At 43.4% G+C, this 26,486-nt stretch carries 14 protein-coding genes and 1 pseudogene; all 15 read left to right on the forward strand.

Going from position 1 to position 26,486, the window contains the following annotated elements; genetic code table 11:
- A partial coding sequence (locus GPK49_RS12925) for a DUF4368 domain-containing protein (protein ID WP_318283861.1) occupies window positions 1-451 on the forward strand: 451 nt, incomplete at its 5' end.
- A 91-nt stretch (window positions 452-542) separates the two neighbouring features.
- A pseudogene (locus GPK49_RS06450) lies at window positions 543-626 on the forward strand (Maff2 family mobile element protein); the annotation flags it as partial.
- A gap of 23 nt (window positions 627-649) precedes the next feature.
- On the forward strand, window positions 650-1,519 hold the full coding sequence (locus GPK49_RS06455; protein ID WP_055056582.1) for a VirB6/TrbL-like conjugal transfer protein, CD1112 family: 870 nt from the start codon (window positions 650-652) through the stop codon (window positions 1,517-1,519).
- Between the two features lie 17 nt (window positions 1,520-1,536).
- On the forward strand, window positions 1,537-1,911 hold the full coding sequence (locus GPK49_RS06460) for a PrgI family protein (protein ID WP_055052947.1): 375 nt from the start codon (window positions 1,537-1,539) through the stop codon (window positions 1,909-1,911).
- A gap of 328 nt (window positions 1,912-2,239) precedes the next feature.
- Window positions 2,240-4,711 (forward strand): VirB4-like conjugal transfer ATPase, CD1110 family, encoded by a 2,472-nt coding sequence (locus tag GPK49_RS06465; protein ID WP_330380303.1) that lies wholly within the window; start codon window positions 2,240-2,242, stop codon window positions 4,709-4,711.
- A gap of 100 nt (window positions 4,712-4,811) precedes the next feature.
- Window positions 4,812-7,280 (forward strand): CD1108 family mobile element protein, encoded by a 2,469-nt coding sequence (locus GPK49_RS06470; protein WP_215677070.1) that lies wholly within the window; start codon window positions 4,812-4,814, stop codon window positions 7,278-7,280.
- 16 nt (window positions 7,281-7,296) lie between these two features.
- Complete coding sequence (locus GPK49_RS06475; protein WP_055056585.1) at window positions 7,297-7,626, forward strand: DUF4315 family protein; 330 nt, start codon at window positions 7,297-7,299, stop codon at window positions 7,624-7,626.
- Window positions 7,616-8,299, forward strand: coding sequence for a CD1107 family mobile element protein (locus tag GPK49_RS06480; protein ID WP_118486040.1), 684 nt, complete (start codon window positions 7,616-7,618; stop codon window positions 8,297-8,299). Before GPK49_RS06475 ends, GPK49_RS06480 begins: the two co-directional genes overlap by 11 nt.
- A gap of 83 nt (window positions 8,300-8,382) precedes the next feature.
- Window positions 8,383-10,479 carry a DNA topoisomerase 3 gene (locus GPK49_RS06485; protein WP_209290171.1) on the forward strand — a complete coding sequence of 699 codons (2,097 nt, stop codon included), beginning with the start codon at window positions 8,383-8,385 and terminating at the stop codon, window positions 10,477-10,479.
- A 19-nt stretch (window positions 10,480-10,498) separates the two neighbouring features.
- The gene (locus GPK49_RS13155) at window positions 10,499-18,667 is read left to right on the forward strand and encodes a DEAD/DEAH box helicase family protein (protein WP_215677071.1); all 8,169 of its coding nucleotides are present in this window, start codon (window positions 10,499-10,501) and stop codon (window positions 18,665-18,667) included.
- Between the two features lie 54 nt (window positions 18,668-18,721).
- Window positions 18,722-20,377 carry an ArdC family protein gene (locus tag GPK49_RS13160; RefSeq protein ID WP_444876943.1) on the forward strand — a complete coding sequence of 552 codons (1,656 nt, stop codon included), beginning with the start codon at window positions 18,722-18,724 and terminating at the stop codon, window positions 20,375-20,377.
- Window positions 20,374-24,060 (forward strand): LPD16 domain-containing protein, encoded by a 3,687-nt coding sequence (locus tag GPK49_RS06495; RefSeq protein WP_444876944.1) that lies wholly within the window; start codon window positions 20,374-20,376, stop codon window positions 24,058-24,060. Before GPK49_RS13160 ends, GPK49_RS06495 begins: the two co-directional genes overlap by 4 nt.
- On the forward strand, window positions 24,057-24,314 hold the full coding sequence (locus tag GPK49_RS06500; RefSeq protein WP_209290168.1) for a transposon-transfer assisting family protein: 258 nt from the start codon (window positions 24,057-24,059) through the stop codon (window positions 24,312-24,314). The genes GPK49_RS06495 and GPK49_RS06500 overlap by 4 nt, the downstream gene beginning before the upstream one ends.
- The gene (locus GPK49_RS06505) at window positions 24,311-25,234 is read left to right on the forward strand and encodes a YodL domain-containing protein (protein ID WP_209290167.1); all 924 of its coding nucleotides are present in this window, start codon (window positions 24,311-24,313) and stop codon (window positions 25,232-25,234) included. Before GPK49_RS06500 ends, GPK49_RS06505 begins: the two co-directional genes overlap by 4 nt.
- Before the next feature lie 136 nt (window positions 25,235-25,370).
- The gene (locus tag GPK49_RS06510; protein ID WP_055214070.1) at window positions 25,371-26,429 is read left to right on the forward strand and encodes a hypothetical protein; all 1,059 of its coding nucleotides are present in this window, start codon (window positions 25,371-25,373) and stop codon (window positions 26,427-26,429) included.
- Window positions 26,430-26,486 lie beyond the last annotated feature (57 nt).

A 26,486-nucleotide genomic window follows, 5' to 3' on the forward strand; every position in this document is an offset into this window, starting at 1 on the left:
TGACCGCCTGACCAATACCTGTGAAGCCGAGCAGCGGGAACAGCGGGAAGCAATGGAACGCTCCCTTACAAGGGACGAGGAACGGATTGAGGTTCTGGACAAAATGGTCATGCGGCTTTATGAGGATATGATTGCAGGGCGTATCAGTGAGCAGAATTTCAACACCATGCTGGAAAAGACACAGACCGAGCAGACGGAGCTTAAAACAAAAGTGTCCGAGGGCAGAAAGCGGCTGTCCGATGAAGTCCAGCTTGCCAATGACGCAAAACAATGGGTGGAAGCCATTCAGGAATACGCCAACATCACAGAGCTGGACGCAGCCACCCTCAACCGCTTAATCAAAGAAATCGTCGTGCATGAGCGCATTGACGAAAATAAAACAAGACACATTTCTATCGAAATTCATTTTAATCTCAAACCCATCCCGGAGGTGGAACAGGTCACTGCCTGACCTGTCCCGCCGGGACGGTTCTCTTAAAAAATACCATATAGATTTTTTGTACGCCGCCGCCCGCCATCGAGCAGAGTTTTACACCTAATTGGGGATAAAACAGCTGATGGCGGGAGGCGGTGTTGTTTTGATCGGCACCCAGCTTGTACCGTTACTTTCCGGTTTGTTTAGCTGAGAAACTTAGGAGGGAGATGACTCATGGATCGGATATTTGAAGCGATTGAAGAATGGATGAGGAATCTTCTGACAGGCATGGTAAGTTCCAACCTGACAACAATGTATACCGATGTCAATGAAAAGACCGGTCAGATTGCTGCTCAGGTTGGGCAGACACCGCAGGGCTGGAATGGGAACATTTTCAGCATGATACAAAATCTTTCCGATTCGGTCATTGTACCGATTGCCGGTATGATTATTACCTTTGTGCTTTGTTATGAGCTGATTTCCATGTTAACAGAGAAGAACAATATGCATGACATTGATACATGGATGTTCTTTAAATATTTTTTCAAGATGTGGGTGGCAGTCTGGATCGTCAGCCATACATTTACGATTACCATGGCGGTATTTGATGTCGGGCAGTCAGTAGTGAGCCGGGCCGCTGGTGTCATCAGTTCCGATACAGCGATCAATATAGATACGATGATTACCACGATGGAAACGGCAATGGAATCTATGGAAATCGGTGAACTTGTCATACTGGCACTGGAAACGATGCTTGTGAGCCTGTGTATGAAGGTTATCTCAGTCTTTATTACAGTGATTTTGTATGGGCGTATGATTGAAATCTATCTCTATTCGTCCGTTGGAGCTATTCCATTTGCAACCATGTCTAACCGGGAATGGGGGCAGATTGGAAACAACTATCTTCGTGGATTGTTTGCACTGGCATTTCAGGGATTCTTTATGATGGTCTGCGTAGGAATTTACGCAGTCTTAGTAGCGAATATCCAGATGTCCGATAACATACATTCTGCATTGTTCGGCGTGATGGCATACACGGTGATCCTTTGTTTCAGTTTGATGAAAACAGGAAACTTTGCCCGTAGTATCTTCAACGCTCACTAAGAAAGGGGGAATTGGCAATGGCATTTGTATCAGTACCTAAAGACTTAACCAAGGTCAAAAATAAGATCATCTTCAACCTGACCAAACGGCAGCTGATCTGTTTTGGGATTGCGGCGGCAGTGGGAGTACCATTTTATTTCCTTACCAGAGGGATCATCGGTTCCAGTAATGCAGCGACAGGGATGTGCCTTTTGATGCTTCCGGCATTTTTATTTGCCATGTATGAAAAGGATGGACTTCCGTTAGAAAAGGTTTTGAAAAATATGATCACCGTGAAATTTATCCGTCCTCCGGTACGGAAGTATCAGATGGAAAATCTGTATGAGAAGAAATTTATCATGGTCAGAAAAAAGAAGGGAGGACAGAAGAGTGTTAAAAAGAAAAAACGATAGACAGCCACCGCAGAGATTGGAAGAAGAACGTTATCCAAATGATTACTGGCTGGATGAAGAGGATGGTGGAGAAGATATTTCAGAACCGGCGGACAGCAGTAAGCCGGTAAGCGGCAGACTGCACAGTGAGCCAATGGTAACAGGCTATGAAGCATTGGAAAGACAGAGAGGGGTACGCCGACCAAACAGAAAGCTGACCCGCAGGGAAAAGAAGGCTTTGAAAAGGGCACAGAAATATGAAGCGAAACTTCATAAAGAGCATGAAAAAGCAGATAAGAAAAATGCGAAAAAAGAAGCGAAGCTTGCGGCAAAAGCAGAGAAACAGGCAATGCGTGAAGCAAAGAAAAGTGCAAAGAAGAAAAAGAGCAGTTCAGCTACAGCACCGCCGAGACAGCAGACAGAAGGGAAGAAGGTTTCGGGAGGAAAAGGTAGTACCACAGAAAAGAAAGTGGCAAATGCTGCCAAAGATAAACGGATTACAGCACAGCAGTCCATTCCTTATCATGAGATGGGGAGAGATGGTATCTGCAGGGTGCAGGATAAATTTTATTCCAAGACCATCCGTTTTTATGACATCAACTACCAGTTAGCTCAGAATGAGGATAAAAATGCGATCTTTGAAAACTGGTGTGACTTCTTAAATTATTTTGACAGCACGATTCATTTTCAGCTTTCCTTTATCAATCAGCACAGCAACATGGCGGAGTATGAAAAGGTTATCCATATCAATCCGCAGGAGGATGAGTTTGATGATCTGCGTATGGAGTTTGCACAGATGCTTAATAATCAGCTGGCGAAAGGAAATAATGGTCTGATGCGTACCAAGTATATTACGTTTGGTATTGAAGCAGAGAATATCCGGGAAGCACGACCGAAGCTGGAACGTATCGAGTCGGATATTATGAATAACTTCAAGATCCTTGGTGTAACAGCGTATCCGTTGAATGGAGCCGAAAGGCTGCAGATCATGTACGAGACATTCAATCAGGATAGTAAAGTCCCTTTCCATTTTTCTTATGATGAGGTACTTCGGACAGGTCTTAGCACAAAGGATTATATCGCACCGACCAGCTTCGTATTTAAGAATGGAAAAGACTTTCAGATGGGTGGAACGATAGGAGCCGTTTCTTATCTTCAGATTCTTGCACCAGAGCTTACGGACAAGATGCTGGCAGAGTTTTTGGAGATGGACAGTAACCTTATGGTGAATTTCCATATCCAGTCCATTGACCAGATGAAAGCGATCAAGCTGGTAAAGAGCAAGGTGACCGATATTAACCGGATGAAGATTGAGGAGCAGAAAAAGGCAGTTCGTGCCGGATATGACATGGACATTATCCCATCAGACTTAAATACATATGGTGGAGAAGCCAAGAGACTTCTGGAAGATTTACAGTCCAGGAATGAGAGGATGTTCCTTGTAACGGCACTGTTTTTAAATACGGCAGAGACAAAGCAGGAGCTTGAAAATGTCGTATTCCAGACTGCCGGTATTGCACAGAAATATAACTGTGCATTGAAGCGTCTGGATTATCAGCAGGAGCAGGGGCTTATGAGCTGCCTGCCGCTTGCTATGAATCTTGTGCCGATCAAAAGGGCACTTACCACAACATCTACGGCAATCTTTGTTCCATTTACCACACAGGAATTGTTTATGGGCGGGGAATCCATTTACTATGGTTTAAATGCCCTGTCCAATAATCTGATCATGGCAGACAGAAAGAAACTGAAAAACCCGAATGGTTTGATTTTGGGTACACCGGGTGCCGGTAAGTCATTTGCGGCAAAGCGTGAGATCACCAACGCATTTATCGTGACAAAAGATGACATTATCGTGTGCGATCCAGAAGGAGAGTATTATCCGTTGTTCCGGGCATTTCATGGACAGGTTATCCGCATTTCACCGACCAGCCATGATTATATCAATCCGATGGACATCAATCTGGATTACGCAGATGATGATGACCCACTTTCCTTAAAGTCTGACTTTATCCTGTCTCTTTGTGAGCTGGTAGTTGGTGGGAAGAATGGATTGGAGCCGGTAGAAAAAACAGTTATTGACCGTTGTGTACGTCTGGTGTATCAGGACTTTCTTTCTGACCCAGTACCGGAAAAGATGCCGATCTTAGAGGATTTATATAATCTTCTCCGTGAGCAGAAGGAGCAGGAGGCACAGCGTCTTGCGACTGCATTGGAAATCTACGTTAACGGTTCTCTGAAAGTATTCAACCACAGAACCAACGTGGAACTGAATAACCGCATGGTATGTTTCGACATCAAAGACTTAGGAAAACAGCTGAAAAAACTTGGTATGCTGATCGTACAGGATCAGGTATGGAACAGGGTAACGATTAACCGTTCAGCGAATAAGAGTACCAGATATTACATTGATGAATTTCATCTGCTTTTAAAAGAAGAGCAGACAGCTTCGTACAGCGTGGAGATCTGGAAGCGATTCCGTAAATGGGGCGGTATTCCGACGGGTATCACACAGAATGTAAAAGACCTGCTTGCCAGCCGTGAGATAGAAAATATCTTTGAAAATTCTGACTTTATCCTGATGTTAAACCAGGCATCCGGTGACAGGCAGATTCTTGCAAAGCAGCTGAACATTTCACCACATCAGCTTTCTTATGTTACCAACAGTGGAGAAGGTGAGGGACTGGTCTTTTATGGCAGTACCATTATCCCGTTTAAGGATAAATTTGATAATTCTCTGATGCTGTATGCGTTGATGACTTCTAAGCCGGATGAGGTAGAGAAGCGTAAAAAACTTGGTATCGGAGAAAGAGACGATTAAAAAAATATAAAAAACAAAATAGAACAAAAGCAGGGGATGAGCCGGGAAATTGTTTCCGGCAATTTTTCTGCCGGGATAAAGGCAAAGGGGATGGTGAGATTTGCAGGAGCATGAGTATAAGGCGAGAGATAAAACCGTCCAGAAGATGAGCCGTGATGGTCTTAGAGAAGAGAATCTTCGGAATAAAGAAGAAAAAAGGATCACTGGACGGGACATGGATACAGAGGTTTCCCGTAGTGAAAAAAAGGATGAACTGGATTTCAGTAAGAGAAGGCGTGAGCATATCAATGAAAAAAGGGAAACAGAACATCCGGAGCAAAGTTCCCAAAAAACCATATATAGTAGAGAATCTGTACTGGATGAGGAGTCAGAACAAGATATAGATGGAAAACTGGATGGGGAACAAGTAGCCGATGAAAGCACAGCTGCAACGAAATCCGCATTTCGCAGTGAGAGCATCCGTGGACAGCCAAGGGGAGAACGGGCTTATCTGGAAACGGTTGCAGACAGCCGGGATCTCCGTAAGAAAAAGATGGTCAGAGATTATGCGTCAAAAGAAAGACGGAAGGAAAAGGAGGCTTCCGAAGAAAGCAAGACGGCAAAGAGAGAAGCTGCCCGGTACAGGGAAACTTCAGAAGTGGCAGAAGAGTCTCTGGATGGATTTTCGGAGGAGATCAAAGGCAAATCGAAGCGGGAACATGTGCTGAAAGAACAGCGGAAAAAGAGTTCCAGATTATCGTTTGGCGATGAAAGTGATGGCATGGTACATGGAGCCGGTATCGGTATCCGAAGTTCTGCATCTGCCGTGAAAGATGCTGCGGCTACGGCGGCTCATTGGAAAACCCATGAGGCAGAAGAGGATAATGCTGCGGTAGAAGGGGCACACCGGGCAGAGCTTGCAGGAGAGAGCCTTGCAAGAAAATCCATTTATACAAGGGAACGCTTAAAGCAAAGGAGGGAACAGTCAAAAAGACTGAAAGAAAGCGTTCTTGATGAAGCAGAAAAAAGCAGGCTGATGTTTGAATCTGTTTATGGAAATGAAGCAAAAAATATGGTGAAGAAGGAAGCGGAGCAGAAAAGAAAATCTGCATTGCAAAAACTGTTCCAGAAGAAACGCTATCAGAAACAGTATCAGGCAGCAAAGCAGAGTAAAAAGGCAAAGGATGCCATGATTACTTCAGCACAGAAATTTACAGAAAAGGCGAAAGATGCGGTCAAAATGATTGCGGCACAAAACCGTGGGATTTTTGCTACAGTTGCTATCTTTGGATTGATCTTTGTCTTGATTGCAGCAAGTTTTACCAGCTGCAGTGCATCCCTGCAGGGAGCTTCGTCTGCCATTATTTCCACCAGTTATTCCAGTACAGATGAGGACATTTATGCCGCTGAAAATGCATACCGGGCATTAGAAGAAGCCTTAAATACGCAGATCAATCAGATGGAATCCACGCATCCGGATTACGATGAATACCGGTACCAGATTGATGAGATTGGCCATAATCCATATCAGCTGATCTCTTATCTGACAGTAAAATACGGTGGTTTTACTTATGATGAAGTGGCAGAGGAGATAGAGTCCATTTTCCGTCAGCAGTATGGTATTACGACAGATTCTACCAGGGAGACAGTTACCGAAACAAAGACAGTCCGGGTAGGAGAATCACTGGGACAGGTTGTCACCAGTGGGTATTGTAACTGCTCCATCTGCTGTGGGCAGTGGAGTGGAGGACCGACAGCCAGCGGTGCGATGCCGACAGCCAATCATACGATCGCAGTAGATGCATCAAATCCTTTTGTACCGATGGGAACCCATGTCATTATGAATGGTGTGGAATATGTAGTAGAAGATACCGGAGCTTTTGCAAGATATGGTGTTCAGTTTGATGTTTATTATGATAACCATGCAGCAGCTTCCGCACACGGGCACCAGACATGGGAGGCATACATAGCAGACAGCAATGGAAGCCAGGAAGTGCAGGTTACGACAACGAAGGAAGTAAACCGTCTGGATGTGACGATGACAAATCGCAATCTGGATACCGTATTGAGAAGCCGCATGACGGAAGAAGAACAGGAAAGATACGATGCGTATAACAAATATTATGGAAATCGTGATTACCTGTTTGACTTAAACAGCATACCCACCGGAAGTGGTGGATTTGGTTATACCATACCGACAGATGCTTTATCTGATCCACAGTTTGCAAAGATGATCCGGGAAGCAGAGAAATATCTGGGAGTTCCTTATGTCTGGGGTGGTTATTCCCCAAGTGGATTTGATTGTTCCGGATTTGTAAGCTGGGTTATCAATAATTGTGGAAATGGATGGAATATTGGAAGATGTACTGCCGATGGACTTCGTTCTCACTGTTCGCAGGTATCTCCATCGGAAGCAAAACCGGGAGACTTGATCTTCTTCCAGGGAACCTATAACACAAGTGGAGCGAGTCATGTTGGAATCTATGTCGGCAATAACATGATGATTCATTGTGGTAAGCCGGTGCAATATACAAGTATCGCAAGTGCCTACTGGCAGGAACACTTTATGGCATTTGGTCGTCTGCATTAGAGGAGGTGACAGGCAGATGAACATGAAATTGAAAAAGATTCTGGATGATATTCAGAAAACAGAGGATAAGATTGCAGAGCTTCAGGAACATTTGAAACGGCAGAATACTTTAAAACAACAGATGGAAGATATGGAGATTATCAAATCATTTCGTTCTATGAAACTGGACAGCCGGGAGCTGCTGGTACTGCTTGACGGGATTCAGAAAGGAACCGTTATGATTCAGATGAATGAGGACGGCGGTATCACAGTGGAAGATACCAAGGAGACACCCCAAAAAGAAAGCGATAACAGACCACCTGTGGGGCAGGTGGCAGAAAGAGAGGTTTTAGACGATGAGGAATAAAGTGGTAAAGAAACTTCTGATGATTGCTATGGCGGTAACAATGATTTCGGGAACATCCCTTGCTACTGTTTATGCAAATGCAAATCCACCGGCAGAAGAGACAACGACAGCGGTGGTGGAAGAGACAACAACAGAAAAGAGTAAAGATACGGAGAAAGCAGAGGATACGGGAAGAGTTACCGGAGAAAGTAATAATTCTGCTTTTTCTACACCGGGAAATGCCCAGCTTGTAGATGATAAGGAAAATGATGATACAAAACAGTTCCTTACTATCCAGACGAAAAAGGGGAATACTTTTTACATGGTCATTGACCGTTCCAGTAATACAGAGAACGTGTATATGATGTCTCTGGTCGATGAGAACGATCTGGCAGAATTTCTGGATGAAACAGAAAAAGACAAGGAAACTGAAGAATCAACCGTAGTGATCCCGGAAACCACACCGGAGACTACACCAGCAGCAGAGGAGGAAACCGAAGTGAAGAAAGAAGAGAAAAGCGGAATGAATGTGAAAGGTCTTGCAGCTATCGTAGTTGTAGCAATCTTAGGCTTTGCAGGAATCGCAGTCTATAAGAAACATGGACGCAGTAAGGACGAAGATTATGTAAGTGAACAGCTTGAATTTTCAGACGGTCCTTATGTAAATGAAGAGGACGATGAAAAAGAAGAATAAGCGTTTTTAAGAGATGGAAACAGTAATAAGGACAGGGGCAGCCAGAAATCTTGGCTGCCTTTTTTGGTAGAAAGGAAAGGATTATGTCTAAATTTTTAGTGATCGCAGAGAAGCCAAGTGTAGCACAAAGTTATGCGAAAAATCTGTCCGCTTATAGGCGAGAAGACGGTTATCTGGAGGGAGAAAGCGGTATCGTCAGCTGGTGTTTAGGACATCTGGCAGAGTATGCACAGCCAGAGAAATATGACCCGAAATATGAAAAATGGCAGTTTGATGATCTGCCAATCCTTCCAGAGGTATGGAAGCTGAAAGTTTCCAAGGATAAAAAGAAGCAGTTTGATGTCTTAAAAGGTCTGATGAACCGAAGCGATGTGGAATATCTGGTAAATGGCTGTGATGCAGGAAGAGAAGGAGAACTGATTTTTCAGAGAGTATATGACCTTGCCGGATGCAGGAAACCAGTGAAACGTCTGTGGATCAGCTCGATGGAAGATGCCGCCATTCAGAAAGGCTTCCAGACAATGAAAAGTGAGGAAGAATACAAGAATCTCTGTATGGCTGCGGTGTGCAGGGCACAGGCTGACTGGCTGATCGGAATGAATGGAACCAGAGCATACACCACGAGATATTTTAAACGATTGGTTGTGGGCAGGGTACAGACCCCAACCCTTGCCATGCTTGCAGAACGGCAGGAGAGGATCGAGCATTTCCAAAAAGAAGCGTTTTATAAGGTAGCACTGACAGATGGAAAACTTACAGTAGTTTCCGAGAACATTGCAAATGAAGAAGCTGCGGATCTGCTGGCAGCGTTATGTAATGGTTCGACCGCTGTGGTCACACAGATGAAGAAGGAAGATAAAAAAGCATTTCCGCCAAGACTTTATGATCTGACAAGTCTGCAGAGAGAAGCCAACCGTTACTTTGGATATACAGCGAAACGCACACTGGATATGTTACAGGAATTATATGAAGAAAAGCTGGTTACTTATCCAAGAACAGACAGCCAGTTTGTAACGGAGGATATGAAAGATTCGGTAGAGGAACTGGTAGGAAAAATGCCAGTATTACTTCCATTTGTAGATTATGGACAGTTGGGGCATGGCATAAAAAGGGTAATCAACAATGCAAAGGTATCTGATCACCATGCGATTCTTCCGACGAAAGAAGCCGTGGAGAAAGGAATTGCTGATTTACCAGCAGATAAAAAGAATCTGATGATGCTGATCTGTCAGCAGCTGGTACAGGCAACCGGAGAAGAATATCTGTATGAGCAGACAGATATTACGGTAAAGTGCCAGGAACATGATTTTAAAGCCAGAGGGAAGATTCCAGTACAGATGGGATTTAAGGAAGTAGAAAAGGCATTTAAACATCTGTATGTCAAAGCGGAACCAGTGGAGGGAAAGGAAAAAGAGACTTCGATTCCTGCTGGGTATGAAGAAGGAATGAGGCTTTTTCCAGTAAAAGCGGATAAAACCACACATTATACCTCTCCGCCGAAACCATTCAATGAAGATACGCTCCTCGCTGCAATGGAAACAGCCGGTAATAAGGAGTTTGATTCTGAAACAGAAAAGAAAGGGCTGGGGACTCCGGCAACAAGGGCAAGTATCATTGAAAAATTGGTTTCTTCCGGTTATGCACAGAGAAAGGGTAAGCAGATATTACCAAGTACCGAGGGAAAGGAATTGGTAAAGGTCATGCCAGAGTATCTGAAATCAGCAGTAATGACTGCGGAATGGGAGAACCGGCTGTTGATGATGGAAAAGGGACAGATTACAGATACTCAGTTCATGGGAGAGATTACTTCTCTTGTCCGTAAGATTTTAGAGGTATGCAGGGAGATACCGGAAGAGGAACGCAGAAGATTCCAGACTGCGAGGGAAGTGATCGGCAAATGTCCGGTCTGTGGTTGTGATGTTTTTGAGGGGAAACAGAATTTTTACTGTTCAAGCCGTCAGTGTGATTTTGTTCTTTGGAAAGAAAACCGTTTCTTAGGAAGCATGGCGAAAAATCTGGATAAAAAGATGGCAAGAGAACTTCTTGATAAGGCTTGTACCCATGTAAATGGTCTGTATTCTAAAAAGAAAGATATGAAATTTGATGCAGATCTGTTACTCACACTGGAGGATGGCAAGCCGAGATTCCATCTGGAATTCCCAAAGAAGAAAAAGAAATAAGACAAGGAGGTAAAGCGATATGTCTAAATTACAGGACATCCGGGATCTGGCACAGGAACATGCTGTATCAGTGAGCGGTTCCCCCAGAGACTGGATGGATTATATGGACACAGCATCAAGGTTATATCGTTATTCTTTTTCAGACCAGCTTCTGATCCATGCACAGCATCCGGAAGCAACGGCCTGTGCATCACTGGAATTATGGAATGAAAAGATGTTCCGATGGGTGAACCGTGGTGCAAGGGGAATCGCCCTGCTTGATGAAACAGGACAGCATACCAGACTCCGTTATGTGTTTGATATTTCGGATACCCACATGGTAGCCGGGGGCAGAAGCCCGTATCTTTGGCAGATGCAGGAACACCAGAGAGAAGAGATCCTCACCCATCTGGCAGAGGTCTATGCTCTGGAAGAAAAGGATACAGCAACTTTGCAGGATGCATTGATGGCAGTCGCAAGGGAAATGGTCAGTGATAATCTGGAGGAATACCTGGACGGATTGGAATATGCTGTAGAAGGTACTTATCTGGAAGATCTGGACGAGGTGACGATTCGCAGTGATTTCCGTCAGCTGGCAACAGACAGTGTTTACTATCTGCTTTCCAGGCGATGCGGGCTTGATCCGATGGAACTTCTGGAAGAAGAGGACTTCATGCATATCACAGATTATAACCGTCTGTCAGTTCTCACCTTTCTTGGAAATACGGCAAGCCAGCTCAGTGAGAGTATTCTGATTGATATTGGAAAGACCGTACATAAAATTTCTCTGGAAGAAGCGAGAAAAGAGGTTGAAAATTCCAATGAAAGGAATTATAATAACTTTACCACGTTAATGCACGAAACTAAAAACCGGGATGCAGAAACGAAAAAACAAGAAAATATTGAAAATGAAGGAGGAACCGATTATGGAACTGACATATCATCGCAAGGGAGATTACCTGTTTCCGAATCTGACCGTCGAAGAGGAAGAAGTGACGATCGGGAAATACGGGATGCTGCGGAGGACATTTCTGAAGGAACACAGGAACAGCCTTTATCAGAGCCTGTTCCTGACCGGGAAGCTGAACAGCCATCTGGAACAGATCGAGAAAGCAGCACAGGAGAGAATGGACAGCCAGATGGAGAAATTACTGGAGAAGAATCCGGCACCGGACAAGGAAGCAGATCCGATGGCATGGACAGCACACATGAACGCACTGATGGCAACAGCGGAAGAGAGCATCTTGACGGAATTGGTATACAGTTAGTCGAAGATACAAGAGAAGATGGATTTAGTAAAGCAGAGGAAGAGATCGCCTCTGCTTTATCTTTGCCTGAATATCCAACTGCAGATGAACAAAGGCGGAACATCGAGGAAAGGGCAGCTGCCCTTTATGCAGGAGAAATCCCGATTCCAGAGGAAGTTGTTGATGAGATCTTACGGACAGGAGGAAACCGGAAAGCAAGCCAGCTCCGGATCATCTATAATTTCATGAGCGAACAGACACCGGAGGAATATACGGAGTTTGTAAAGCGTGAATACCGTAAAGGTGGAAAAGGCTTTCAGATTGATGGAAAGGAATATTCAGTCTGGTTTGATGAAACCGGGATGCAGATCGCAGTGGGGCATACGGTCACAGACCAGATTTTAGATAAGGCATTTTTATCATGGGAAGATGTCAGCGGACGTATCCATCAGCTTTTAAATCAGGGAGAATATGCCCCGCAGTCGGTATTGGATGCGGCAAGGGACAACGCATTGAAGGAACACGCACAGGCACTTGCTTATATGAAAGGGGATATGGCAGAAGGGGTGGCAGAGATTGTCTTTGATGAAGCAGATCTGCCACATCTTCACAGTATCTATCCGGAAATCACGGATTATCTGGAAGAAAAATTGGAAGATTCCCAGTGGCTTTCGGAACTAAATGAAAGACTGGATGCACTGGCAGAAGCCTATGAGGAAAATCATTCCATTATGCGTTTCCATCATTATAATCCTGTAAATATCTCAAAGCAGTTTCAGAAGTTTGCGGATGAGATCATCCCTTATCAGGCAAGGGATGGGTTTGCCTGGAAAGAACATCCGATGTTCATTACACAGGATGAGATTGATGCTTATCTTGCAGGAGGTGGAGCGTATTCACAGGGCAGGCTCAGGACGTATTCCTTTTATCTGCTGCATGAGGATGAAAGAGCGAGGACAGGTTTTATCAAGGAACAGTATGGGATTGGTGGAAGCAGTCATGCACTGTCTGGTGCCGATGATTCACATGCAAACTATGATGGAAAAGGATTGTTTCTTGCAAGAGGTGCTTATGGGAATCCATATACGTCAATTTTATTATCCTGGAATAAAGTTGCAAACAGAGTAGCTTATCTGATCAAGAATGACCAGTTCCTGCAGGCAGAAGATTATGCTCGTATGCCGGAATATGAACGGGAACAGATGGCGAACAAGGTACTCCGCTTTTATGACCGTCTTCCGGAAGAGATGGACAGACCATTTACGGATGATTTCTTCTGGGAAAAACCAGGGAAAGAAATGGTGGCAGTTTTAGAGAATCCAGAGCAGACAGAAGAACTGTTACAGAAGATGGATGCAGCATTGGCAGTTCTGCCATTAGATTTTGAGGCATATGGGACAAACTACCAGCAGAAAACAGAACTTCTTTCAGAACTTCACCAGTATGCAGAAGGAACCTATACGATTTTCCCGACACCGGAAGTAGAACCGTCTTTTGTGGAACCATCCGGGCGCCAGATGACCATGTTTGATTTCTTAGATACGAAGGCAGTGACAGAACCGACCGTAGTAGATATGTCAGATGTAGAGGAAATAGAAGAGGAAGAGGTTACTGCTGAAGAATCTATTTCAGAGAGTCAGGAGCAGGAAATAATAGAAACTTCTGAGGGACAGGAACAGAAAGAACCAGAAGAAGAGGTAACAGCTAAAACAGCAGAAGAATTGGTGGAGTCCTGGGATGAAGGTGTTTTTGAGTATCAGGGGTATCATTTTGAAGCAGTAGGGGTATTGCCGGAAGGAATAGAAGGAAAAGATCTGGTTGCACAGACCCGTTCCAATACAGAACTGCATTTATCAACCTACCATACAGAAGATTTCCCAAAGTATTCGTATGATGATTTTTATGCAGTCAGCAATGCACCGACTGCCGATGTGTTCCGGTGTCTGGAAACCGGACGCAATTATATTCCCGGAGAAAATGAACTGTTTGGATATGAGGGAGAATTCCAGCCATATTTAAAACCGGAAGTAGAAAAGATTGTAACAGAACCGCATAATTTTCGGATTCAGGATAATGACCTTGGGGCAGGCGGTCCGAAGGCAAAGTATAAGGCAAATATGGAAGCCATCCATTTGTTACAGACTTTGGAGAAAGAAGAACGTCTGGCAACACCCGAAGAACAGGAAATCTTATCCCGTTATGTTGGCTGGGGTGGTATCCCACAGGCATTTGAGGAAAATAACAGCAGCTGGGCGAATGAGTATCTGGAGTTAAAGAATACCTTATCACCAGAAGAATACAGTGCAGCAAGGGCATCGACCTTAAATGCTTTTTATACGTCCCCAACCGTGATCCGAAGTATGTATGAAGCACTGGAAAATATGGGACTGAAACAGGGAAATATTTTGGAACCGTCCTGTGGTGTCGGTAACTTTATGGGACTAATCCCTGAGAGTATGAGCAAAGCCAATATGTACGGTGTAGAACTCGACCCGGTTTCGGGAAGGATTGCAAAACAGCTTTACCAGAAAAATAAGATTGTCGTGCAGGGATTTGAGGAAACCAGTTATCCGGACAGCTTTTTCGACTGTGTGATAGGCAATGTTCCGTTTGGAGCGTATCAGGTCAGTGACCGAAGATATGACCGGCATCATTTTATGATCCATGATTATTTTATTGCAAAATCCCTTGATCTGATCCGTCCGGGCGGCGTAGTTGCTGTGGTAACTTCCAGTGGAACGCTGGATAAGCAGAATCCGGCAGTGAGACAGTATATCGCAAACCGGGCAGAACTGCTTGGAGCTATCCGATTACCGAATAATGCGTTTCAGAGAAATGCCAATACCAGTGTTGTTTCTGATATTTTGTTTTTCCAGAAAAGGGACAGGGCATCCATTGAGGAACCGGAATGGTTAAATCTAAAGGAAATACCGGAAGGCTATTCGGTTAATGCTTATTTTGCAGAGCATCCGGAAATGGTGCTTGGTGATTTTACTACAGAAAGTACCCAGTACGGAAAGCAGGAAGTGACCGTAAAACCAAAAGAAGGCATTACCTTAGAAGAACAGTTAAAAGAAGCGATTAGGAATATCCATGGCACGATCAAGGAACTGGAACTTTCGGATACAGAGCTGGAGGAGGATGTTGTCTTTATCCCGGCAGACCCGGAGGTAAAGAATTTTAGTTTTACTGTGGTAGATGATGAAGTTTATTACCGGGAAAACTCTGTGATGAACCGCATGGAGCTTCCGGCAATGACAGCGGAACGTGTCAAAGGGATGGTGAAGATTCGTGATATTACGAATGAACTGATCCAGTGCCAGATGGAAGAGGGAAGCGATGAACAGATCACAAAGCTGCAGGGAAAACTCAATGAAGAATACGATACCTTTACAGCAAAATATGGTCTTCTCAGCAGCAATGCCAATAAGCGGGCATTTAGTCAGGACAGCAGCTATTGTCTTTTGACTTCTCTGGAATTTCTGGATGATAAGGGAGAACTGAAACGGAAAGCGGATATTTTCAGCAAGCGGACGATCCGCCGGGCAGAAACGGTGACTTCTGTGGATACTGCCAGTGAAGCTCTTGCTGTTTCCATTGGTGAGAGGGCAGGTGTTGACCTTTCCTATATGTCACAGCTTTCCGGGAAAACAGAAGAGGAGCTTACCGAAGAACTGGCAGGGGTAATCTTTAAGAACCCGATCGGTGAAAAATGGGAGCCATCAGACGAATATCTTTCTGGAAATGTGAGGGAAAAACTTCAGACCGCCAAACAGTTTGCAGAAGATCACCCGGAATATCAGGTGAATGTGCAGTATTTGGAGCAGGTACAGCCAAAAGATCTGGATGCGTCAGAGATTGAGGCAAGACTTGGGGCAACCTGGATTTCCGAGGATTACATTACACGGTTTATGGCAGAGACATTCCATACACCAAGATATTATATAGGGAGCAAGGTCAAAGTCCAGTATGCCGAAGTGACCGGACAGTGGAATGTTATGGGAAAGAATGTGGACAGCTACGGAAATGCTCTTGTTACTTCCACATACGGAACACAGAGAGCCAATGCCTACCGCCTTTTGGAAGATGCCTTAAACCTCCGGGATACCAAGATTTATGACACGGTACAGGATGCCGATGGAGAACACCGGGAATTAAACCGGAAGGAAACGATGCTGGCACAGCAGAAGCAGGAACTGATCAAAGAGGAATTTAAGGAGTGGATATTTAAAGACCTGCACCGACGGGAAGATCTCTGTAAGATCTATAATGAACGATTTAACAGCATCCGTCCACGGGAATATGATGGAAGCCATATTCAGTTTGTTGGCATGAATCCGGAGATCACCCTGATGCCGCATCAGAAAAACGCAGTGGCTCATGTGCTGTATGGAAATAATACGTTACTGGCTCATTGCGTAGGAGCTGGAAAGACGTTCCAGATGATCGCAGCCGGTATGGAATCAAAACGGCTGGGACTCTCACAGAAGAATCTTTATGTTGTGCCAAACCATCTGACCGAGCAGTGGGGCAGTGATTTCTTACGACTTTATCCTGGGGCAAATATCTTGGTGGCAACGAAGAAAGACTTTGAGCCGGCGAACCGAAAACGTTTCTGTTCCCGTATTGCGACAGGGGATTATGATGCCGTGATCATCGGACATACGCAGTTTGAAAAAATCCCTCTTTCAAAAGAACGGCAGATTGCCATGCTGGAAGATCAGATTGCAGATATTACGTTTTCCATTGAAGAAGCAGCACATCAGGCAGGGCAGAATTATACCATCAAGCAGTTGGAAAAAACAAAAAAGAGTCTGCAGACGAGGATGAAGAAACTTAATGACCAGACCAGAAAGGATGATGTAGTAACTTTTGAGCAGTTAGGCGTAGACCGGCTGTTTGTGGATGAAAGCCATAGTTTTAAGAACCTTTTTTTGTATACAAAAATGCGGAATGTGGCGGGAATCTCACAGACGGATGCACAGAAAAGTTCGGATATGTTTATGAAATGCCGGTACATGGATGAACTGACCGGCGGCAGGGGAATCACCTTTGCGACAGGTACCCCCGTGTCAAATAGTATGACGGAGCTTTACACTATCATGCGTTATCTCCAGTATGACACACTCATGCGTATGGGTATGGGACACTTTGATTCCTGGGCGGCAACGTTCGGGGAGACAGTAACCGCAATCGAATTATCACCGGAAGGAACGGGCTATCGTGCAAAAACACGGTTTGCCCGTTTTTTCAATCTTCCAGAGCTGATCTCCATTTTTAAGGAAGCTGCAGATATTCAGACTTCGGATATGCTGAACCTTCCCGTACCGGAAGCAGAGTTTATCAATGAAGTATTAAAACCAAGTGAAGAACAGCAGGATATGGTAGCAGCATTTTCAGAACGTGCAGAATCAGTAAGGGCAGGAATGGTGAATCCTACAGAGGACAATATGCTCAAGATCACCAACGACGGAAGAAAATGTGCATTGGATCAGAGGCTATTAAATGAACTTCTCCCGGATGCCGAAAAAAGCAAGGTGAATACTTGTGTGGAAAATGCTTTTCAGGTATGGGACGAGGGAAAAGCAGACCGGACAACTCAGCTGATCTTCTGTGACTTGTCTACTCCAAAAGGGGATGGGACTTTCAATGTATATGATGATGTCCGGAACAAACTGGCTGCCAGAGGAATCCCGAAAGAAGAGATTGCGTTTATCCATGAATACAACACGGAGGCAAAGAAAGCGGAACTGTTTGCAAAGGTACGGGCCGGGCAGGTGAGAATCCTTATGGGTTCCACTCCAAAACTCGGTGCTGGTACCAACGTACAGGACAGGCTCATTGCCCTCCATCACCTTGACTGTCCGTGGAAGCCGTCTGATCTGGAACAGCAGGAAGGACGTATTTTAAGACAGGGAAACCAGAATGACAAAGTAAAGATATTCCGATATGTGACGGAGAACACTTTTGATGCGTATATGTGGCAGATTTTGGAGAATAAGCAGAAGTTCATCAGTCAGATCATGACCAGTAAATCCCCGGTCAGAGCTTGTGAAGATGTGGATGATACGGCACTGTCCTATGCAGAGATCAAGGCACTTGCTACAGGAAATCCGTATATTAAGGAAAAAATGGATCTGGATGTGCGGGTGAGTAAGCTGAAACTCTTAAAGGCAAACCATACCAGTCAGATTTACCGTCTGGAATCCGATATTGCAAAGAATTTCCCGGTACAGATCAGTGCATTGAAAGAACGGATTGCCGGGATGCAGGTGGATTCGCAGGTAGTAAAAAGCGTGGATTTACAGGATAATGACACATTTGCCATGACGGTAGGGAATGTCCTTTATGAAGATAAGAAAGAAGCAGGCGAAGCGTTGATCGCTGCCTGTGCAGGACTAAAAACCGTTAGCACCGGCGGAAAGGTCGGGGAATATCATGGGTTTACGTTATCTGCTTCCTACAATATGTTCTCCAATGCATTTGAACTGACGGTCAAAGGGAAATGTTCTTATAAGCTGGAGATCGGAAAAGACCCGGTAGGAAATATGCAGCGTATCCATAACACCCTTTCTTCCATTGACAGGAGGCTGACGGAAAGTGAGCAGAAATTGGAAACCGTACAACAGCAGCTTGCGACTGCACAGGAAGAGGTAAAGAAACCATTCCCGAAAGAAGCAGAGCTGAATGAAAAGATGGAACGGTTATCCGAGTTAAATGCGTTGCTGAACATGGATGAAAAGGGCAATGAGACGATTATGGCAGATGAGGATATTGGCAGAGAAGGAAGTAGCACAGACAGCAGGGATGCCGTAGAAGAAAAAGAACTTCCGGAAACCGCAGACAGAATCCATAAGCCATCTATTCTGGAACGTTTAAAGCAGGAGAAGGCACAGCAGAATACAGCGGAACAGCCACCTGTACAGAAAGCTGCAAAGAAAAAACACGAACAGGAGTTATAAAAGATTTCCCGTCAGAGTTTTCTCTGGCGGGGACATAAAATGGAGGGTTTGTTTATGGCAAATAATATAGAAAAACAGTTAAAAGAAATATCGGAACGGCTGGAGCAGGGAGTAAAGGAAATCTTTACATCGGAGCGATATACCGAATATCTGAATACCATGTCAAAGTTCCATAATTACAGCTTTAATAACACGCTGTTGATCACCATGCAGAAACCGGAAGCAACACTGGTGGCAGGGTATCAGGCATGGCAGAAGAAGTTTAACCGCCATGTAAAACGTGGAGAGAAAGGAATCCAGATCATTGCACCAGCACCGATCCGGGAGAAACAGGAGATTGAAAAGATCGACCCGGTAACAAAAGAGCCTGTGATCGGGGATGATGGACAGCCGGAAACAGAGATTGTGGAGATGGTGATACCGAGATTCCGCATAACGACAGTGTTTGATGTCAGCCAGACAGAGGGGGAACCGATCGCAGAACTGGAGGTGCCGGAGCTTACCGGAAGTGTACAGTTTTATGATACGTTCATGCAGGCATTGCAGAATATTTCTCCTGTACCGATCCGCATGATGAATGTGGAAGGGGAAGCAAAAGGCTATTATCACCAGACAGAAAAATATATTGCGATAAAGGAAGATATGAGTAATGTCCAGACCATGAAAACAGGAGTCCATGAGGTGAGCCACGCATTGCTGCATGACCGGGAGGTAATGGATGCGGAAGGGATTTTAAAAGACCGGACAACAAAGGAAGTGGAAGCAGAAAGTATCGCTTACATAGTCTGCAACCATTTTGGTCTGGATACTTCAGAATATTCGTTTACCTATATCGCCAGCTGGTGCGAGAGCAGGGATATGAAGGCGTTGAAAGCGTCTATGGATACCATCCGAAAAACATCTTCAGAAGTCATTGAGAATATCGAGGCACAGATGCACGAGTTGGAAATGGAAAGACCAATCCGGGATACCTTCCATAAGGAAGATTTGATCCTGCATCTTTCGGGCAGCATGGGTTCCGAGTTTACTTATGATCTGATCGAAAATATGAGCAGGGAACAGTTAGAACAGAATGTGGGAGAATATGTCAGCCTTCTGGAAAGTGGTGAGATAGAGGAGAATGAGAAACCTCTGGAAAGTTTTCTGGAAGAAAAAGGTGCTGCCGTCACACCACTGTATGACAGCAGTGGGCACGGAGAGAACTATCCGATTGATTTTTATGATGTGGAGTATGATGCTGACACAGGAGTTACTTCTTTTTCTGACCTTTCTCCGAAAGAGCAGGCAGAGATGATCGTGCAAAAAGCAGAGTTTCCGAGACATATTTTTTCAGAAGAAGAAAAGGCATTTGTAAGTGAATATGCAGAAACCTTTCCCGGACAGGTGGACAGACTGAATGACCTGGTATGGGACATGAGAGAATCTTATGATGAAGCCGGTTCAAAACTGGTGTATGAAGTGATCCAGGCAGCAAGGGCGAACTTTCCAGTGAAGGAACCAGAAATTGAAGAAGAAACAACAATGCAGTATGCCCACCGTCTGATTGAAACGGCAGAAGCTGCCAATACGGGAAACTTCACAGATTCCCAGAGAAATCTTATTGTGAATTTTGCATATAAGATGGATGACAAAGACGAAGTGCTTGGACTGGTGAACCGTATGATGACTGCAATCCGCAGACCGGGAAGTGAAATACGAGAAGCCTTATGAATGAAACACAGGCACAGATTGACAATTTCCCAGATGGCATGATCGGTTTTACAGAAATGCACGAAGCAGGAATCCGACTGGAACACATGTATCCTCTTGAAAAAAACAGGGCAGTAGAATTGTATCGTGAGGGTGCGGAAGTTTTTCTCTTACATGGAAATCCAGACAATCCAGAGCAGGCAGGACAGATTCTTGCAGAAACAGAAAATGCAATCCTGGGACATGACGGTATTTTTGGTATTACGGAAGCAGAATGGGAAGTACATAAAGAAAGAGAAGCAGCTGCCGCCAGACAGGAAAAACTGGAACAGGACAGTGCGGAAAAGATTGATGAGACACTTCTTCTGCATGGAGAAAGCAGAAGGTTTGCCATTTATCAGATGGATAGTGGAGATGAGCATACTTATCAGTTTATGGGAATAGAATCCGCAAAGAGTCTGGGCTATACCATTGACGGAAAGGATTACCGGATGGTTTATGCAGCACCGTGGATGCCAACGATCACGTTAGACAATATATTTGAACGCTTTAATATTGACCGACCGGAAGATTTCCGTGGTCATTCCTTATCGGTAAGTGATGTGATCGTGATAAACAGGGGTGCAGAGATTACAGCCTATTATGTAGATTCTTTTGGATTTCAAGAACTTCCAGAATTTGTCCAGCAGAGAATGAATATGCTGGAACATAATTCCGTCAGGGCATATCCGCCAGTTTATAAAGGAACATTGGAACAGGCAATGGGAGAACGGGATGTGGATGCTTATCTGAATTCCAGAAAGTTAAACCTGGACTGTAAGAAAGCAATCGAAGAAGCCATCCGGGAGAATTTTGACGGGCTGCACTTAAAGCAGGATGCGGCAAAAGAAGTCGTGGAACGCTTCGGGGAAGAACGTATGAATTTTGTTATGGCAAATACCATCCGTGAACTTTCCCATGATAGAAGATTTTCCAGACAGAACAAAGACTGGGCGGAGCATATCGAAGTCCCGGAAAATGTCAGCCGGGGTAGAAATCTGAACCTGGATTATGTGATCGAAAGCCACCCGGCAGTTTTAGATGGTTTTATCGACATGGCAAGAGCTGAGATCCGGATGCAGAGGATAGAACAGGCGATAGGAGAAAACGAAGTGACAATCACGGCAGAGACAAGAGGATATGAAGCAGAAGGACATAACGGGACATGGCATACGGTTGATGAAAAGGAATATGCGGGGGAGAAGTTCTTCTTAATGGAACATGATGAATTTGGCTCCGATGTGGCAGGGATTATCGTAGCAGAAAATGGACAGCTTGTAGCGGAGGATTTATGGAATGGGTTTGATGCAGGAGCGTTAGAAGCTGTATCAGAATATTTGCAGGAAAATGGAACAACACTTTATGACTTGATGGAATTCCCGAAAGATTCTGTTGTAACCCTGCGGAGTGGACAGACACTTACAATCGAAGAAATACAGGCAGTACAGAAAGATACCTGGGAAGAAACGATGGCAGGAAAAAATGAATCTGGAACGGATGTCCGGTTTAATTTCCATGCAGTCAGTGAGGTGCAGCTGCCAGAAGGCATAAAGTTGAAAATGCCAGAGATTCATTACGTTGATAATTTTTATGTGATGGAAGATGTAAATGCAGAGGGTGTAGTAAAAGTAAACCGGTATGAATCACTGGATGAAGCGATGCAGGAATATTTACGCCTGCCAAATCATCAGGAAAAAGTGCTTGGTATCCAGAATACGGAAACAATGCAGGAAAGCATGGATTTTATCCGATGTGAAAACGGAATAGATCAGCTGACCCATGCATATGAACAGATTGGAGGGTGGCTGAATCCGGAAATATATGAAGCGGTAAATAAAATGGAAAATATGCTGGACTGGAATGAGGTACAGATTGCATATCAGATTGGAAAACAATACTTTACAATCCAGACTGCAGAAGATGGCTATGATTATACATTTTACAATGAAGATTATCAGGAGGATGATGGAGGAATCTATGACAATCCGACAATTTATGTAGATGAAGCTGCCAGTGATATTTTGGAAGATAAAGGGTACTCATTGGAAGACGCAAAAGTAGTGGATTATGAAGAATTGATGGCAGATGTGGAAGAAGTTCAGGAAGAACAGATGCAGCGGATACAATTAGAAAAAAACTGCCCGGCAAGTATTTTTGAAGGATTTCGCAGGGAAGAAGCAATGCAAACCTATGAAGGAATCGCAATGCAGTTTACCAGGAGTAAAGGGTATCTGACCATACAGGCAACAGAAGAAGGATATTCTTTTATTTTTTATGACTCTGATCTGCATGAAATCCAGGGTGGTGATTATGATAATCCAGACGCATCCATTCAAGAAGCTGCTTATGAAATCCTTAAAAGTGAAAGAATGGATGACCTGGAGTGTGTCAAAGTGGATTATAAAGAATTTGAAGAAATGACGATCCAGCACTCTAAGGATTTATTGCAGGAGGGGGAACTTCGTGCGACTTCTGAGATTGGAAGAAATGAACTGGCATTAAATAGCCTGAGCAGGACAGAAGTTGAAAGAGGTGTCCTGTATCATGCACAGGCAGTATTAGAAGATATGGGAATGGAACAGGAGGTAGAGCTGCTTGCTGCAAGAGTGTATGGTTCCAGAAGCAGACAAGACCTTTACCGGGAAGATTCTGACCTTGATGTAGTGCTTTCTTACCGTGGCAATATCCGTGAAGACAGTTTCTTCAACGAATTAAATGTTCATGGTATAGCAATGGCAGGTATTAAGGTGGACATCAATCCTATCGCAGAAGAAAGAATCACTCTGGCAGAATATATGAAGGAAGCAGATGCTTACCTTGATCAGCAGGAGATTAAAAAACTCGCTTCGGACCTGGATAATTTTAGTTATGACGTTGATACCTATGAGTATAACGATACGATTGAAAATAGAGAAGAACAGGTGGAAAAACTCACGGAGGATATTTTGAATAAGAAAACAGAAGCTATCAAGGACTGGCTGCTTGAGGTATCCGAGGAATCCGATATAGACAGCGATGTGATAACTGCCCGTTCTTTACTTTCCCGTTTGGAAGATACAGAGCGACTTTCTATCTTTGACAAACAGCCAGAACAGGAACAGCCAGAAGCTACGATCAGTTTTTATGTCGCAGAGTGCATGGAGTTTCCGGTCATGGGAGAATACCATAATAATCTTACTCTGGAAGAAGCGATTAAGATTTATGAAAGTATTCCGGCAGAACGAATGCATGGAGGCAAAGGGATTGGTTTTGATCTGCAGGACGGGGATAAAGATTATTCTGGAGAGTACGAACTGATGTGTTGGGACAGAGTAGACAGGGAACTGATAGATATGATTCCTCATTATAAGGAAAGTCCATTGGTACAGAAAGCAATCAACGATATGGAAAAGTATCTGAATGAGAAACATGGAAAAGTGCAGGAAGCAGGACAGACTGTGGAAGTGAAACAGGAAGTTCCAGAAGCACCAGTCAAGAAAGAATCTGTATCAGTAGAACCAAACTGGGAACAAAACAAAGAGCCTGCAAAGGGCGGAAAAGGAGAACTGAAAAAATCCGTGCTGCAGTCATTGAAAGAGTTTCAGGCAAGAGCAAAAGCACAGGAGCAGAAAGAAACGGCAACTGAAAAATCCAAAGCACGTAAGAAGGGGGAGGTAGAATTATGATGGATCTGGCAATGAACTTTGATACAGACGAATGTTTAGTGACCGCAATGTTTGATAAAGGCAACAGAAATGATACGATGGAAGCCATCGACAATATCATTCCATTTCTGAAAGGGGATGCGGATATGATCGGGCTGGTCTGCAATACTATAAGAAAGCTGTTCTGCATGAGTGATGAAGGCTATGAGATTTTTCTTATGGATTTGGAAGATTATAAAGCGGAATTGGAAGAGGAGGACGAGGACGAGGAATGAGAACAAGTCAGTGTGCAGTATATCAGGTAAAAGAAACACCAGAGTATCGTGATGTTCGTTTCCGTTCTTATGAAAAGCTGAGAAGCGAAGGAAAGAGCGTCAGCATTGAGAACTATCAGCAGGTGTACATTGGAAGAATCCAGCCGGGGGAAACTCCGGCGGATATAAAAATACGCCTGCAGAAACAGCGACCGAAGAACTTCAAAGGTCATTCCATCGGATGTAGCGATGTTCTGGTAATCACGGATGAGGGAAAAACCACAGCCTACTATATTAATAAAGATGGATTCATTATCGTTCCAGAATTTCTCACAATCAAAAGTTCCTCTGATACCAGACTTTCCATTGATACAACCGGATATGAAATCGAAGGAAAGAAAGGAACATGGCTTGCCCAGGATTATATTTTGATGAACGAGAAGAAATGGTTTCTGATGGAACATGAAGAGTATGGGACAAGAGCCGCCTATGTGATTCTCAGTGAAGATGGAGCAGTAGTTATGAATGACTGTTACAATGGCTTTGACGAAGAAGCAAGACGGAACATTCAGACCTTTATGCAGCAACAGGCAGCAAAAGAACAGGAACAACAAAGACAACAGCAGGTGCAATCACAAATGCAGCCGAATCAGACACAACAGCCACAAGGACAGCAGAAAAAGAAACCAGAGCTGGCAAACTGGCAGAAGGTCATGGACAACGGAGAATATCTTCGTAGTGCAGAGATGGCAGAAGAAGCCAACTACAACATGATTGATGGACTGATGAACAATACTCCGAAGAAAAAAGATAAAAATGCTCCCCGGAGATCAGTATTGAAACGACTTCGCAAGCATCAGCAAAAGATAGCCAGTCAGGGAAAAGGACAACCACAGCAACAAAGGGGAGTGGAAGAAGAGATGGAAAGGAAGAAGAAGTAATTTTCAACGGAAGTGGTCTTGCTACTTATGTGGCAGGGCCATTTTTGTTGAAAAAAAGAAATGAGAGATTGTATAATAGGTGTATGAATTTTGAGAAGTTTAAATATACAAGCTTTAAATAGGAGATATAAATATTATGACAGAAAATGAAGTAATAAATAAGATATACGGATATTTAAAAAATCAAAATGAGCATATTATAATGGAAAATATGACAAATGAGTCAGTTAGTCTTTTTTGGGAAAATATATCTGTATTATATAAAGCGGGAGTTCTTCAAAATAATAAAGCGGTAAAGAGATTTTGCGATAAATTACGAATTAGAACTGGCTATGACAGGGATCAATGCTTACAGGGGTTATCCGAGATGGTCTTTTGGCTTTATGCTATTAAAAATAGTTATACTTACGAAATGGATAAGAAATTAAAAAATCAAGAAAATACAGATGTTGATATACAGCTTTTAAAATATGGATATAAATTTAACATTGAAATAAAAACACCGAAACAAGTAAAAGAAGATGATGATAAAGTATTGGGAGTTAACATACCTTTTCGCAGTTTTAAAAATAAAGATACACAAAAAACATATATTGATAAGTTAGAAAAAGAAGTTTTTCCTCAAATAATCAATAAGCCAGACGGAATGTATACAGGTTATAATATATCCAAAATAAATGATAATAAAGTGATAGAATATTTAAGATCTTGTCAAACAAAATTTAATTATGAAGCAAATTCTATAAATGTATTGGTTATATCTGTTTCTTCGCAGCAAATGCAAGATTATTGGGGATATATATATAATCCATTTACAGGAATTTTTACAGAAGATTTTAAAAATAGTTTTTATGATAAAAGTGGAAAGGATGTAAAACACAATGACTTTGATACAGTTGATGTTATTTACTTAACGAATATAGTTGAAGGACATATACGAAAAATAGAAGGATTTGATCCATGGAAATTAGAAAATTATTGTGGCATATTTTGTATTAATCCCTTTAGTGTTAGGACAAAAGATAAAAAAGATATAGAGGTATATGAAAAATTGTTAAATATACTTCCGAATGATACAATTTTATTTGAAAAAGAACATGATCAAGCGAATCAAAGAGGAAAAGAAATGAATATATCGGTTGATCCAATATTTATGCAAGAATATATTTCGGAGCATTACCCTAAATTGATTTGAGAAGAGTGCTTGCGAATTAGTTATGGGTAGAGAGAAGCATAAAAAATGCTACCCATA

This window comes from Clostridium sp. MCC345, assembly GCF_018785345.1.
GTDB lineage: Bacteria > Bacillota > Clostridia > Lachnospirales > Anaerotignaceae > Anaerotignum_A > Anaerotignum_A faecicola.

Bases quoted from the DNA above. Each gene is read 5' to 3' on its own strand.
- GPK49_RS06510 (WP_055214070.1), top strand. From the start codon at position 25,371: ATGACAGAAAATGAAGTAATAAATAAGATATACGGATATTTAAAAAAT.
- GPK49_RS06455 (WP_055056582.1), top strand. From the start codon at position 650: ATGGATCGGATATTTGAAGCGATTGAAGAATGGATGAGGAATCTTCTG.
- GPK49_RS06475 (WP_055056585.1), top strand. From the start codon at position 7,297: ATGAACATGAAATTGAAAAAGATTCTGGATGATATTCAGAAAACAGAG.
- GPK49_RS06505 (WP_209290167.1), top strand. From the start codon at position 24,311: ATGAGAACAAGTCAGTGTGCAGTATATCAGGTAAAAGAAACACCAGAG.
- GPK49_RS06460 (WP_055052947.1), top strand. From the start codon at position 1,537: ATGGCATTTGTATCAGTACCTAAAGACTTAACCAAGGTCAAAAATAAG.
- GPK49_RS06500 (WP_209290168.1), top strand. From the start codon at position 24,057: ATGATGGATCTGGCAATGAACTTTGATACAGACGAATGTTTAGTGACC.
- GPK49_RS06485 (WP_209290171.1), top strand. From the start codon at position 8,383: ATGTCTAAATTTTTAGTGATCGCAGAGAAGCCAAGTGTAGCACAAAGT.
- GPK49_RS13155 (WP_215677071.1), top strand. From the start codon at position 10,499: ATGTCTAAATTACAGGACATCCGGGATCTGGCACAGGAACATGCTGTA.
- GPK49_RS06495 (WP_444876944.1), top strand. From the start codon at position 20,374: ATGAATGAAACACAGGCACAGATTGACAATTTCCCAGATGGCATGATC.
- GPK49_RS06480 (WP_118486040.1), top strand. From the start codon at position 7,616: ATGAGGAATAAAGTGGTAAAGAAACTTCTGATGATTGCTATGGCGGTA.
- GPK49_RS06465 (WP_330380303.1), top strand. From the start codon at position 2,240: ATGCGTGAAGCAAAGAAAAGTGCAAAGAAGAAAAAGAGCAGTTCAGCT.
- GPK49_RS13160 (WP_444876943.1), top strand. From the start codon at position 18,722: ATGGCAAATAATATAGAAAAACAGTTAAAAGAAATATCGGAACGGCTG.